This is a genomic window from Embleya sp. NPDC005575 (assembly GCF_040605455.1).
In the GTDB taxonomy this organism is placed as follows: Bacteria; Actinomycetota; Actinomycetes; order Streptomycetales; family Streptomycetaceae; genus Embleya.
Genome location: NZ_JBEXCV010000203.1, coordinates 1 through 12,428, shown reverse-complemented (window position 1 = coordinate 12,428; position 12,428 = coordinate 1). Strand labels below are relative to the sequence as shown.

Below are 12,428 nucleotides of genomic sequence, written 5' to 3'. Positions count from 1 at the left end.
CCGCGTCTGCGCGGTGCTGCGCGATACGTCCATGGCTCGGGCGAGTTGGCCGTGGCTGACGCCCTCCCGGACCGCCGCCCGGGTCGCCTCGTCGTAGATCCCGGTGAGCCGGGGCAGCAACTGGTGCCCGAGGTCGTTGACCACCAGGCACCACTCTTCGGCGGTCGTCTCCTCGCCGGACCGCAGCCGGGCGAGTGCCCACAGGGCGGTGTCCAGCTGATCGGCCATCGTTCCGGCAGCGCTGCCGATCAGGTCGATCTGCTCCTGTGTCAGCGAGATCGTGACGCTCACGCCGGTTGCGGTCCGGCGGGTGGTGACGGCCATCGGGTGTCTCCCTGGTGTGTATGGATCCCGTACGGACTGTATGGGGTTCCGTACACATCACTGTACGGGAGTCCGTACACATGACAAGGGGTCGGACCATGATTCTTTTAGGAGAATGCCGACGGCCGGTCGACCCCGGGTTGGGGGTCGACCGGCCGTCGAGTCGGGGCCTAGATCTGTCCGGTGCCCTTGCAGTTCGGGCACTTGACCAACTGGCCCTTGACGCTGACCTTGCCGCGGTTGGGCGGGGGCAGACAGGACCGGCAGGACCGGGTGCCCGAAGTGGTGGCGGGTGGACGGGTGATGGTGCGAGCGCTCACGATGGAGCCCTCCTCCGAGAGATCGGTGGGGAACCCGTGGCGGCCGACGAGCTTCCAGGCGATGGCGGCCGCCACGGGGCGAAGCTAGGAGAGGATCACGCGGCCCGAGCCGCGCGCGTTGTTCAGGCGCGAGATGGTCAGCCGCGCCAGCGCGACCTGTTCGGCGGACGCCTTCCGCGACGAGGCGACCTTGCGGAGCGCGTCCATCGCCGCGTCGACGTCCCGCTGGGTGATCTCGCCCTCGGAGGTGCGCGCGATGTACGCGAGCACCGCGACGCCCCGCCCGGAGGCGTGTTGCCGGGCGTCGGCCGCGATCTGGTCGCACCCGCTGTAGCTGTTGAGCCTGTGGCCGTTGATGTCGAGTCCCACGGGGTTCTCCTGTGTTCGAGGGGGAAGGTCGGGCGGTCGGTTGCTAGCGCAGGCGCCGGGCGGTGCCGTTCTCGGTGACCACCAGGTCGCGGCGGCCGGAGTCCGCCACGCAGGCCGCGACGAACGCGCGCGCGTGGACCTGGTCGTCGTCGGTGGGCTTGTAGGTCGCGGTGAACGGGGTCGGGATGCCGTCGACGTCGCTGACGAATCGGATGTGGGTGATCACGGGTTCTCCTTCGATGGCGGTGTGCAGGACGGTCCAGAGCCGGTTTCCGCCGGGCCCGAACTCGGGTGCGATGACGGTCAGGTGGGTGGCCGAGGTCAGCTCGGCGAACGCGGGATCGGACACGATCGACCACTCCGCGCGCATCAGGTCGTCGCCGAGCGGCAGACCGGCGGACGTGTACCACTCGCCGTCGAAGGTCGTGACGGTGATCGGGTCGCCGCCCGCCGGACCGTTGGGCGGGTGGACGACGACGACGAGCCCGGCCGCGGTCGCCGCGTCGACCAGCCGACCGCACAGGCCGGGGTCGAGGACGTATCCCTCGACCGTCGCCCGCTGTTCCCAGAGACCGCCGCCGATGGTCTCCGTCAGACCGGGCTGGGACCAGGTCGTCAGGTAGCCGCCGAGGCAGTACGCGGTCAGGGTCGGGACGAGGCTCGTCGTCTCGTCGTCCGGCCCGCGGTTGGGCTGGTAGGCGGGCAGGGACCGGACCTGTCCGGTCAGCCACCCGGCCGTCAGGTCGCACAGGTCGCCGAAGGTCGCGGCCGCCGCCCAGCGGCGCTTGTCGGTCCGGTTCATCCAGGGCAGGCGCATCATGACGGAGCACTCCTCAAGTAGGTGCCGTTCAGGGGGTTTTCACGGGTTCACCGGGAGGGGCCGTAACCCCTCTACCGGGCACTACCTCGCAGGTCAGGGGGCCTCTACCGCCCCCACTACCGGGGTAGTGGCCCCCCGCTACCGAGCGGTCCGGGTAGCGGGGGGACGAACTTGGTCGATTCGGGCGGCCGGGTAGAGGGGGACCCCTCTACCCGCGCGCGGTCAGCTCGGGCGGGATGACGCCCTCGATGTCGGCCCGGCGGTAGCCGGCCAAGTTCCGGTTGTCGATCTTGACCTGCTTGCTGGCCCGTACGACCCCGGCCGCGTCCAGCTCGGCCGCCAGGCGCTCACCGGTCCAGTCGCCGTACGTGTCGTCGTCCAGGTTCACCAGGCCGGTCAGGATGTCGGTGGTGTGCATCCGGTCGGCGTGGCGCATGACGTCGAGGACGTCGGAGACGATCGAGGGGATGACGAACCCGGCCGCGTCGGCGGCCGCCTGGACGTCCCCGGCCGCGTCGCCGGTGAGCTGCCCCGCCTTGATGCGGAGTTCGCGGCCGCGCTGGCACAGCTCGGCGAACCCGGGCCCGTCGAGCAGGTCGGCCTTCACCGTGACGAAGTCGGCCGGGCCGGTCACCAGGACGCCGACGCCCTTGTGCTCGGCCGAGAGCACCGAAGCGTCGGCGCCCATCGCGGCCTTGCCCTTGCCGAGGACCATGTCCGAGCTGGTCTTGTCCACGACCTGCGTCGAGTACCGCAGGGTGATGATCTCCCGGAGCTTCGTCGGCACCGAGTCGGCGTCGGGACGCTGGGACGCGTAGTTCGAGATGAAGCCCGCGGCCGGGCCGCGTCGGGCGATCCGGCACAGGTCGGAGATGACGGCTTCCTTGTCCGCCTTCTCCATCGCGGTGAAGTACTCCTGCAACTCGTCGATGGTCACGAAGATCACCGGCAGGTTGTACTTGCGCATGATGGCCGGGGTGAGCTTGCCCTCCGGGCAGATGGACGGGGGCAGGTCCCGCAGCACCTTGAACCGCCGCTCCATCTCGGTGATCAGCTCGGCGAGCATCGCCTTCAACGCGTCGATCGCGTCGTCCTCCGCGCCCATGACGAGCCGGTGGGCGACCGCGCGCATCGGCATCCAGTCGGCGCCGCCCTTGCCGTCCGCGACGTAGTGCCGCACGTACGGGTCGAGCAGCCCGGCCGCCGTCATCAACCTCTGCGTGAACGTCTTGCCGCGTCGGGGCAGGCCGCCGAAGAACATGCTCTGCCACATCACTTCGACGTCGACCCGGACGCCGCGCGCGTCCTGCCCGAACGGGATCGGCTTCCAGATGTCGAAGCTGTCCATCGACGCGAGCGGGGAGGGCACCGGGGTGCCGATGTACGGGTCGTCGTCCGCGACCCACAGGGACAGCCGTCCCGCGTGGCCACCGGCCGACGCGCGCACCCGCGCCATGATGAGCTGGATCTCGTCCACGCCCAGCTCGGCCGCGAGCGCTTCGCGGGCGCCGAGCACGTCCTTCGCGGCCTTGCCGGAGCCGCGCGGCAGGTCCAGGACCGCCGCCCAGCCCCGGCCGTCCCGCAGGATCGGCGACACCAGCCGCAACGCGGCGGGTTCGCCGTCCTGCGAGGCCTTCGCGGGCAGCAACCCGCAGGCCCTGAACGCAGCGTTCAGGTGGTCCGGCGCCAGGTCGACCCGGACCGGAGCTTCCGGCGTGTCGAGGACCGCCAAGCCCTCCTGACCCTCCTTGCGGCCGCCGGCCACGGCAGCGCCGAACGCGACCGCCCCGGCCGCCGTGAGCGCGATCATCCCGGCCATCGCCGCGACGACCGCCACGAGCACGACGGACAGGCCCACCGCGGCCGCCGCGCGCGGCGCCCGGTGCTTCATCATCGCGCCGCGCTCGGCGCCGAGCTGGCGGTACTCCGCCCACTGGCCCGCGCGGCGCGCGGCCCGCATCGACGGACCGAACTCGGCCGCGACGACGTACCGGCAGCCCCACCACGCGCCCCGGGCGACGCCCCGTACGGCCATCGCCGCGAGCCGTCCGGCGTACACCGGGGTCCGGGCCGCGTGGTAACGGGCGTGCCACCCCAGCCAGTCGCCGAAGTGGCCGATCGTGTCGCGCGCGGTGTCGGCGTCCTTCATCCACGCGGGCCGGGCCTGCGTGGCCGGCGCCCGCAGGACGACGCCTTCCAGCACCGGGCCCGCCGCGTCCGGGGCGGGCGCCGCCGTCGACGCCGGGGCGCCGTCGGCCTTGACCAGCCCGGCGGCCGCGATCAGTTCATCGACGCTGGGCATCGCCGGGGCGCCGCCGCGTCGGGCGCGCTCGGCGCCCAGGTCCACCACCACGTTGTTCGCGGTGCTCCACACTTCGGCCTCCTGGTCGTACACGTCGTCGTGGGACATTGGGTCCGCCCTTTCTGGGGTGGCGGGGGCCCGGTCGCTGCCAGGCGATGAGCCGGGCCCCCGCGTGAATCGAATTGGTCTGCTACGAGGCGGAATCGGCGTCCGCGTCCGGCTCGACGTCGAGCGGAAGCGGCACGTCGGCATCGGTCAGTCGGTCGTCGTTCGGCACGACGTGCAGCCGGGGTTCGGCCGCGCGCCGCACCTCGGTGAGCCGTTCCGCGTACCAGGTCCGGCCCCGGCCCCACAGCACCGACACGTCCGGCTCGACGTCGGCCCACGCGACCGACGCGCCCGTGCGGATGCGCTCGGCGATCCACGTCCGCGCGTCCGCGCGCTGTTCCTCGGACGCGGTCCGGGCGCTCTCCGCCGCGAGTTCCCGCAGGACCGACACCGGCGGGGGGTCGGACGGCGCGACCTGCGCGGACGCCGCGTCCGTCGACTTCGCCGGGCGGTTGTCGCCGGGCTTGCGCGAGGGGGTCGGCGAGTCCGGGCGGGCGGGCTGCGGACGCCCGGGACCGTCCGTCTCCGGGGCCGGATCCGCGTCCGCGCCGAGCAGCAGCCGCAGCGGACCGGACGCGCCGAGCGCGGTCTCGGCGGCCGCGCGGACACCGTCGTCCGCGTCCGGAACGGTGCCGCCCGGAGCGAGTGCGGACAGCGACGCGGACGGGGTCTGCAACGCGGACGCGGTCACCGAGCCGACCGGCTCGATCGGCCGCTTCGCCAGGAGTTCGCCGATCCGGTCCGCGGCCTTGTGGTGGCGCTTCAGGCTCCGCGCGGTCACGCCCGGGTCGGCGCCGTGCACCGACCGCCAGGCGAGGATCCAGGCCGCGTCCGGCGTCAACGACACGCCGACCGCCGCCCGCAGGCGGGCCGCCTCCCGGACGACCTTCGGGTGCATCGCCCGCCGCGCGAGCCCCAGCCGGATCTCCTCGCCGGACAGGCCCGAGACCACTTCGGATTCGGCGTGCGCGTACTGCGCGTGGACGAACGGCCCGCCCAGCGAGGCGAGCGCCAGACCGACGCCCACGATCAGGCTGTAGGCCGAGGTGCCGTGCCCGAGGTTGATCCCGGCCGCGATCGTCGCGGCGCCCCAGGTCATCGCCCGGTAACGGCCCACCGGGCGGCCGCCGTTCGGCGCCGCGATGCCCTGCTCAGTGAGCTTGATGCCCACCCACGCCATGCCCTCGATCACCGTCGTGAGCGTCGCGGCCATCACCGGACCCAGACCCAGACCCACGAAGTAGTCGAACTGGCCGGGCCACGCGGCCGCGAGGCACGCGCCCATCATCGCCAGCACGTACGGCCGGGCCACCCGCTGTTCGCGACCCTCGCGCCGCTCGGCCCGTGCTTGGGTGGCCGCCGTCTTGCCTTCGGCCTTGATCCGGGCCGCTTCGACCTTCGCGGCCGCCGCCGTGACCTTCGCGGACGCCTTGGCGTCCGCCGCGACCGACTTCGCCCGCACCGCGTCGAGCTGGCGGGCGCCGCGCTCGGTGTAGACCTGCTCGGTGCTCATCGGGCACCCCCAGCGGTCTCCCACGCGCTCCGCAGGGTGACCCGGGGCTGGATGTCGCACGCGCACTGCGACTCGCCCAAGCCGGCCACCGCCCGCTCGCCGACCATGAACAGCGCGCCGTCGACCAGGCCGACGCCGACACCGAGCAGGAACATCGGCACGAACCCGACTCCCACGCCCAGAACCAGCACACTCGCACCGGCCAGGTACAGGGCCCACGCCCGCACCGGCAGCCAACCCGCCGCGTGCCACCGCCAGATGCCCACCGCCACAGCGGCCCGACGCGCGTTCACGCGGCACCGCCGATCCGGGTCGCCACCGGCACGGTCCGCTGAGCGGGAACGTCGGCGATGGTCCGCTCGGCCCGCAGCCGGGCCGTCCGCGTCTCCACGATCGCGTCGAGCACCAGGACCAGGACGACGAGCACGACCAGGACCAGCCGCGTCACGGCGCCCGGGACCATGCCCACGACCCACGCCGCACCGGCCAGGCCGAGCAGCATCCGCAGCCTGACCAGCAGCGTCACCACCTGCACGCGGTTCATGCGACGGCCCCCAACCGGGTCGGGTCCGCCGCGCGGGACCGGCGCCGCAACGCGACCGGCGCCGTCCTCAACAGCGAGTGGGCCAGGTCCACCAGGTCGGTGCGACCCTCCGCCACCAGGTCCGCCAGCACGTCGGCGGCCGCCGCGCGGCGAATCTCCGCGTCCGCCGCCGACTCCCCGCGGACACCGGCGAACAGCTCGGGATCCACCCCCGTCGCCAACTCCACGAACTCAGGTGCCGAAACGGCAACCTGACCTGCAACGATGTACCTCACGGTCGTGCTCCTCTCATCCAGGAGTTCCGGCCGGGCGGCTCCGGTGGTCACACACCGGAGCCGTCGTGTTTCGGCCTGACGCCACGATGTCCTAGGACATTGACGAATGTCAACCCCCCGATATGATCGGTGTGTCCTAGGACGTAAACGCCAACGAGAAAGGGCGGGCCGTGCCGGAAATCAGCAGGTCAGAGCCGCCGTACATGCAGATCGCGGGTCACTACAGGAGGCAGATAGACGCCGGTGACCTAGAGCCCGGGCAGCGGCTCCCGTCGGTGCGGGCCATTGCCGAGCAGTTCGACGTGTCGCGCGAAACCGCCCACAAAGCGGTCAAGTTGCTCCGGGCCGAGGGTCTGATCGACGTCTCGGTGGGCGCCGGTGGCGCCCAAGTCCGCACCCCGAAGCCCGGCTTGGTCGGTGGAGACCTCCGCCGCGGTCGGCTCCTCACGGTCGGAGTCCCGGGCCGAAAGGGTGAGGTGACCGAGGGGCACCGGGCCGAGCTGGTCCCCGCGTCCGCCGACGTCGCCGACGCGCTCGGTCTCGAAGAGGGAGAGCAGGTCATCCGGCGTACGCGTCGGTTCCGCGACGCGGCCGGGGTGGTCGCGTTCTCCACCAGCTTCCTGGCCGGCACCCTCGCCGACGTCGTGCCCGAGCTGATGACGGCCGGGCCGATCCCGGACGGCGGCACCCTGCGCGCGGTAGAGCGGGCCACGGGCCGCCGGGCCGAGACGGCGACCGCACCGAAGCTGACCGCCGAGCTGCTGACGGAGGAGGCGGCCGCCGGTCTGGGCATGCCGGCCGAGACCGCCGCCGTGCTCGTCGTCGCGGGCCGGATCCTCGATCAGGACGGCGAGCCGATCGAGTTCGGGATCGACATCGCCAGTCCCGGCCGCACGTGGGTGCCCACCTGATCCCCGTGCGTACGGCAGCATGACCAGACACGCAGCAGGCCCCGTCCGTTCGGACGGGGCCTGCTGGGACCGCCGGGGCCTAATCCGGCGGCCGAAGCACTCTCACTAGGCAAAGGGAGGTGCGCTCCTTTGAGCGTACGCAATGGCAGGGACGACCGGCAGTCGGGCCGCTGCATCGACACGCCGGAGGTGGCCCGATGAGCGCCGAGCACATGGGGATGGTGTTCAAGGCCGAGGGCATCAAGGGCCCGGAGAAGCTGTTGCTGCTGGCGCTGACGAACTGGACCGACCCGTACGGCTACTGCTGGCCGGGGGAGAAGCGGCTCGCTGCGGACAGCGGTACGTCGGTCAGCACCGTGCAGCGCTCGAAGCGGAAGCTCACGAAGATGGGTCTCTTCAAGACCCTCCGGCGTACGTCCAAAAACGGGACACCGATCACGAACCTGAGCCGCGTGAACCTCGTGAAGTTGGCATCGATGGCCCGGAAGGAACAGGACTTCAACGACAACCTGATCGGGCTTGAGTTCGAGTTCGAGGACGACACCCAGGGCGACCCGGAGACGACTCTCGCGGGCACGCCCCAAGGCGACGCCGAGGACGCCGAGGACGACCTGACGGACCTTGAGACGGACACACCCCAGGACGACGACACGCACTCTGACCTGCTGAAACGTCAATCTGACGGGTACCACCCGTCAGATTGCGGGGTACTCCCCGTCAATCTGACGGGTACCACCCGTCAATCTGCCGGCCAATCCCTTAGTGATCCCGTAGTGATCTCTGATGGAACAGACGCGCCTCCTTCGTCGGCGCGCTCCGCGCCTGCCGCGTCAGCCTCATCTGACGTAGGTAGCGCGCGCGCTCGCGACGAGGCGCCGAGCGCGGCAGGCGGCACAGCCGCGCCCGCCACACGTCACCACCGGGTCAAGGGCACCAACCGGCCCGGCGATGGTGCGCCGCTCGGGTTCGAGCGCGTACCGGCAGCAGCGGTCGGCACCCTGATGTCGGCCATGCCGCCGAGCCTGAAGGAGGCGCTGCCGAAGCGGCTGCCGTTGGAGGTCTACGCGGCTATGTCCGCCGCGCTCGCCGACGACGACACCGGCCACGTTCGCACCGTCGACCAGCTTGCCCAGCGGATCGCGTCCCGGTGGACGCTCGGCGGATGGGCCGAGCTGCACGACGCCGGTCGGATCGAGTCCCACGTCGGCGCGCTCATCGAGATCATGAAGCACGGTCCGTGCGCGAACCCGCGCTGCGGGGACGACATCGACATCGACACCGGCCGCTCCTGCCCGGCGTGCGACGAACGACGGACGGACCGAACCGCCGCCCGCCGCACCGGTGATCACGGTGGCGTGCCCCGCCAGAATGCCCAGCAGAGCGCCTACGCGCCGTTCTGAGCCCCTGTCGCCGGTCCGCCGGTCCATCCGAACCCCGGACCGGCGACACGGCCCCACAGGACCGCCCGGGCTCCTTGCCCGCCCCTTGCCCACCGCGGACCGCAGGCCGAGAGGCCACCGGTAACAGGCCAGCGCAAGGGGCCTGTTACCGGGTAAATCGGATACAACTCCCAATATCGGGCGACAAGTTCCGGAAGCACGTGCTTCCGGATGCCGCCACGGCGGAGCAAGTTATGGCTTACGGGGCCCGTAAGCCGCCGCCGAACGGCGGAGCAAGTTATGGCCTGCCTACGTAGGCAGGCCGCCCGCTGCCGCCTCGTGAGGCCGGGCCCGGGGCTGGGGGACATCAGGACCGCAGGCAGCAGCGGCGAGGGCCGAGCGACAAGGCCGCCTTGTCGCTCGGGTGTTCGCCTACGGCGGCCGCCGTGCCGTATCGCCTGTCGGCGCCATGCCACGCGGAGCGCGGCATCGGGGGCTCACCGCTGCCCCCGATCCCCAGCGGGTCGTGACGTCGCGCAGGACCACCGAGATGGGCACCGCCGGGTGCCACCGGTCGAGGCCCGCGCGGTCCGTGCCCTGTGTCGGCCGGGTCCGGCGACGTCGACCAGGACCACGGCGTGCTCGCTCGGGTGAGGTTCGGCGGTCTCCGTCCGGGCGAGGGTCGGCCGCGGCTACGGTGGCGGCCGTTTCCCCAGGAGAGGACAGCGTGATGACGCGGCGGTGGGTGCGGTACGTGATGCCGGTGATGGTTGAGGTGGACTGTGACGACGACAAGGTCACGCGGGTGGTGACGTTGCCGGAGGAGATCCGCGAGGACCGCTGTGATCGCGGGCATTTCCTGATCTACGACGAGCGGTTCGTCCGCCGCCACAGCGACGAGCAGCCCCAGACACACGCCTTCTGCGAGGCCGAACCCCGCTGGGACCACTCGATCAGGGTCGGCCCGCCCGCGAACTGGCCGGCCCCCGACGAGTGGGAGGAAGGGTTCGACCTGACGGAGGCGGACGACGCGTACGCCGAGGTCGCCCCGTACGCCGAACCCCGGCGGTAACAGTCGGGCCGGCCAGCCCCGACGTCGAGCACGACCAGGACCACGACGACGTCACGGCCTGCCGTGCGTTCAAAGTTTCTCTACGGGTTCAAGGGCCCGCCGCCGCGCGGCCGGGCCGTCCTCGCGTGTGCGCATGCGCAGGCGCCGTTGCCCGGCGAAGTTCTCCGCCGCGCGGTGAAGATGAAGAAGAAGTTCGCGGCCGCCGAGTCGGCCGCGCTCCTGTCTCCGACCCGCGCGGCCGACTCGGCGACGACGACCAGGAGCACGACATCGAGCCCGGCCGGGCTCGTCGTACGTGACCCGGACCCGGCCGGTACGTCTGCCAGATGACGTACCGGCGAGCCGGAGCAAGTTGTCCCGAGAGCAATGCTCTCCGGGAACCACCGGCGAGGGCGCCGGGGTTCAGCGGCCGCCGCCGCGGCCGAGCTCGCGCCGACCGCGAGGTGACAACCCCGGGTTGTCAGGCGTCGCCGCGCGGCCGAGCTCCGCGTGCTCCTGGTCGTCGCCGAGCTCCGCGAGCTCCACCGGCAGCAGCCGCGCGCCCGTCGACGGCACCGCGGCCGCCGTGTCCGTCCCGGCCGGGCCGACGCCGAGCCGCCGCCGCTGCTGTCCGCTCACGTGAACATCCCCTCGAAGAGCCGACACACCTAGTGCACTCCCAGTGTCCGTCCGCGCGGCGAGGTTGATCCGGAAGCACGTGCTTCCGGACACGTCACACCTCTTGCATTAGAAATCGTCCCGGCCTGACCCGTCCTTGAGCACGACCACGACCAGCACGCCAGCTCGACCACGACGTCGACCAGGACCACGCCCTCACACCTGACCGACCGTCACCAGAACCCCGAGATGAGCACACCATTGCATCACGATCCAACGGCCCAGTTTCGTGACGCTCTGCGAGCCCCATCCGAGCGCATCACTCAGGTATCTCCGATACGGGAGAACCAAGGTATCTACGCGATACGCAATGCAGATCGGCCGTCGCGACGTCGCGAACGAGGGCTCCGACCCTCCTGCAGAACGGTCCGGGATCAGGCCGTGTCGGGTTGGTTCCATCCGGAAACGACCCGCCAACTGTTCGATCGGACACGGCGGTTTCGCTGCTAGGTCTAGCGGCCCGGGACGCTAGACCTAGCACCCCCGCTAGCGGCCGAACCGGGCCCGGACCAGCGATCTAGCGTCTAGCACCCGGACATGCGACAGGCCCGCCCCGGCGTCCGGGACGGGCCTGTGTGGGTGCGGTGTGGTGCTAGGACCGCCGCTGTCGGAGGTACGTCGCCGCCTCGTCGGCGACGTCGCCCGGCCGCCGGGCGAACGAGTACGGCGGCAACGTCGCCGCGCGCTTGTGGACCTCGATCGCGTCGCCGTTGCTGTGGCCGGGCCCGGGGTAGACCCGCGGGCCGGTCAGGGACGCGTGCAGGATCGCGCCGTGTCGTACGCACGCGAGCGTTTCCGTGCCGAGCTGGTCGAGGATGCGGACCGCGTCGGGCCGCCCCTCGCACGGGGACGTGTCGTCCGGGTGGGCCGCCGGGCATCGGGTGGTGTTGTCCATCGGTGTGCCTCTCAGACGGTCGCGATGATCAGTGCGGTCGGCAGCAACCAGGCGACGTGCCAACTCTGGTCGAGCAGGTACGGGGCCTGCGGGTCGTTGTCCCACCAGCCACCCTTACCGGCCGCGTGGGCCAGGCGCCGGAGCGTCGTCCGGCGGTCCGCCCAGTAGTGGCTAGCCGCGTCGACGGCGAGGCCCACGACCAGGCCGACGACGCCAATGGACAGGCCGAGCGTGAACCACGCCAGCGCGACGGCCCCGAGCTTCGTCGCGGTGAGCGTGGCGACGTGGCGGCCGCACATCCAGCGGCCCGACAGGCCCGGGGCCCCCTTGCCCATCGCCTCCGTGCTCCGCTGGATCCAGTGGTCCCCGAACTGGTGCGCGCTGTACAGCGCGACGTACACAGCGGCCGCCGTGGCTGCCGCCGAGGTCTGGTCGGGCGTCATGATGGGGCTCTCCTCAGTCTCGTTTCGTGCGGGTCGGTGGAGGTGAGGGGCGGCCGGTGAGCCTGGCAGCGAACGGCCGCCCCAACGCGCTACTTGACCTTGCGGGTGTGCGTCTTGCCGCAGGCCCCGCAGGTGTACGTCTGGACGCCCCGGTTGATCGACATCCCGTTCCAGACGGTCGCGTTGCCGCACTCGCATTCCGGGCGGTTGTCGACGTTCCCGTTGATCGTGAACTGCTGGCCGCTGCCGGTGGTGAACTGCATTTCGGACTCCTGAAGTCGGTGTTCGGTGTGGGTGGTCGGTCAGTCCAGCGCGATGCCCTGCGGGTTCTGCGGACCGCCCTCACGGACCCAGATCTCCCCGGGGGTGATCTGTCGCTCGGGGTCCAGCAGAGCGGCCCGCCGCGTCTGCGCGGTGCTGCGCGATACGTCCATGGCTCGGGCGAGTTGGCCGTGGCTGACGCCCTCCCGGACCGCCGCCCGGGTCGCCTCGTCGT

At 71.7% G+C, this 12,428-nt stretch carries 18 protein-coding genes; 4 read left to right on the top strand and 14 right to left on the bottom strand.

Features of this window, described 5'->3' with window-relative positions; all coding sequences use genetic code 11:
* From ABZS54_RS38455 to ABZS54_RS38415, 9 genes are all read right to left on the bottom strand, one after another.
* The coding region (locus tag ABZS54_RS38455; RefSeq protein ID WP_355546801.1) for a hypothetical protein at nt 1-324 on the bottom strand (324 nt) is incomplete at its 3' end.
* 170 nt (nt 325-494) lie between these two features.
* On the bottom strand, nt 495-719 hold the full coding sequence (locus tag ABZS54_RS38450) for a hypothetical protein (protein ID WP_355546799.1): 225 nt from the start codon (nt 717-719) through the stop codon (nt 495-497).
* A gap of 9 nt (nt 720-728) precedes the next feature.
* Nucleotides 729-1,013, bottom strand: a complete 285-nt coding sequence (locus ABZS54_RS38445; RefSeq protein ID WP_355546797.1) for a hypothetical protein — start codon at nt 1,011-1,013, stop codon at nt 729-731.
* A gap of 43 nt (nt 1,014-1,056) precedes the next feature.
* Entirely contained in the window at nt 1,057-1,833 is a 777-nt protein-coding gene (locus tag ABZS54_RS38440; RefSeq protein WP_355546795.1) for a hypothetical protein, read from the bottom strand.
* 208 nt (nt 1,834-2,041) lie between these two features.
* On the bottom strand, nt 2,042-4,243 hold the full coding sequence (locus tag ABZS54_RS38435) for a cell division protein FtsK (protein WP_355546793.1): 2,202 nt from the start codon (nt 4,241-4,243) through the stop codon (nt 2,042-2,044).
* 82 nt (nt 4,244-4,325) lie between these two features.
* Nucleotides 4,326-5,756 carry a hypothetical protein gene (locus ABZS54_RS38430; protein ID WP_355546791.1) on the bottom strand — a complete coding sequence of 477 codons (1,431 nt, stop codon included), beginning with the start codon at nt 5,754-5,756 and terminating at the stop codon, nt 4,326-4,328.
* A complete protein-coding gene (locus tag ABZS54_RS38425; protein ID WP_355546789.1) occupies nt 5,753-6,049 on the bottom strand; it encodes a hypothetical protein in 297 nt (98 codons plus the stop codon). Before ABZS54_RS38425 ends, ABZS54_RS38430 begins: the two co-directional genes overlap by 4 nt.
* Complete coding sequence (locus ABZS54_RS38420; protein ID WP_355546787.1) at nt 6,046-6,300, bottom strand: hypothetical protein; 255 nt, start codon at nt 6,298-6,300, stop codon at nt 6,046-6,048. Before ABZS54_RS38420 ends, ABZS54_RS38425 begins: the two co-directional genes overlap by 4 nt.
* Nucleotides 6,297-6,575 (bottom strand): hypothetical protein, encoded by a 279-nt coding sequence (locus ABZS54_RS38415; protein WP_355546785.1) that lies wholly within the window; start codon nt 6,573-6,575, stop codon nt 6,297-6,299. The genes ABZS54_RS38420 and ABZS54_RS38415 overlap by 4 nt, the downstream gene beginning before the upstream one ends.
* A gap of 203 nt (nt 6,576-6,778) precedes the next feature.
* On the opposite strand from ABZS54_RS38415, the gene ABZS54_RS38410 reads away from it, so the two are divergent.
* The 4 genes from ABZS54_RS38410 (at nt 6,779) to ABZS54_RS38395 (ending at nt 10,267) form a co-directional block, all read left to right on the top strand.
* On the top strand, nt 6,779-7,486 hold the full coding sequence (locus tag ABZS54_RS38410; protein ID WP_355546803.1) for a GntR family transcriptional regulator: 708 nt from the start codon (nt 6,779-6,781) through the stop codon (nt 7,484-7,486).
* 197 nt (nt 7,487-7,683) lie between these two features.
* The gene (locus ABZS54_RS38405; RefSeq protein WP_355546783.1) at nt 7,684-8,886 is read left to right on the top strand and encodes a helix-turn-helix domain-containing protein; all 1,203 of its coding nucleotides are present in this window, start codon (nt 7,684-7,686) and stop codon (nt 8,884-8,886) included.
* A gap of 709 nt (nt 8,887-9,595) precedes the next feature.
* Nucleotides 9,596-9,937, top strand: coding sequence for a hypothetical protein (locus ABZS54_RS38400; protein WP_355546781.1), 342 nt, complete (start codon nt 9,596-9,598; stop codon nt 9,935-9,937).
* Nucleotides 9,938-10,000: 63 nt separating this feature from the next.
* Nucleotides 10,001-10,267, top strand: coding sequence for a hypothetical protein (locus tag ABZS54_RS38395; RefSeq protein ID WP_355546779.1), 267 nt, complete (start codon nt 10,001-10,003; stop codon nt 10,265-10,267).
* Nucleotides 10,268-10,339: 72 nt separating this feature from the next.
* On the opposite strand, the gene ABZS54_RS38390 is transcribed toward ABZS54_RS38395, so the two are convergent.
* The 5 genes from ABZS54_RS38390 to ABZS54_RS38370 form a co-directional block, all read right to left on the bottom strand.
* Nucleotides 10,340-10,555, bottom strand: coding sequence for a hypothetical protein (locus tag ABZS54_RS38390; RefSeq protein WP_355546777.1), 216 nt, complete (start codon nt 10,553-10,555; stop codon nt 10,340-10,342).
* A gap of 631 nt (nt 10,556-11,186) precedes the next feature.
* A complete protein-coding gene (locus ABZS54_RS38385; protein ID WP_355546775.1) occupies nt 11,187-11,489 on the bottom strand; it encodes a hypothetical protein in 303 nt (100 codons plus the stop codon).
* Between the two features lie 11 nt (nt 11,490-11,500).
* Nucleotides 11,501-11,932: a transcriptional regulator gene (locus ABZS54_RS38380; protein WP_355546773.1), complete on the bottom strand. Its 432-nt coding sequence runs from the start codon at nt 11,930-11,932 to the stop codon at nt 11,501-11,503.
* An 89-nt stretch (nt 11,933-12,021) separates the two neighbouring features.
* The gene (locus tag ABZS54_RS38375) at nt 12,022-12,195 is read right to left on the bottom strand and encodes a hypothetical protein (protein ID WP_355546771.1); all 174 of its coding nucleotides are present in this window, start codon (nt 12,193-12,195) and stop codon (nt 12,022-12,024) included.
* A gap of 39 nt (nt 12,196-12,234) precedes the next feature.
* Nucleotides 12,235-12,428 (bottom strand): hypothetical protein (locus ABZS54_RS38370; protein WP_355546769.1); only part of this gene is annotated, 194 nt, incomplete at its 5' end.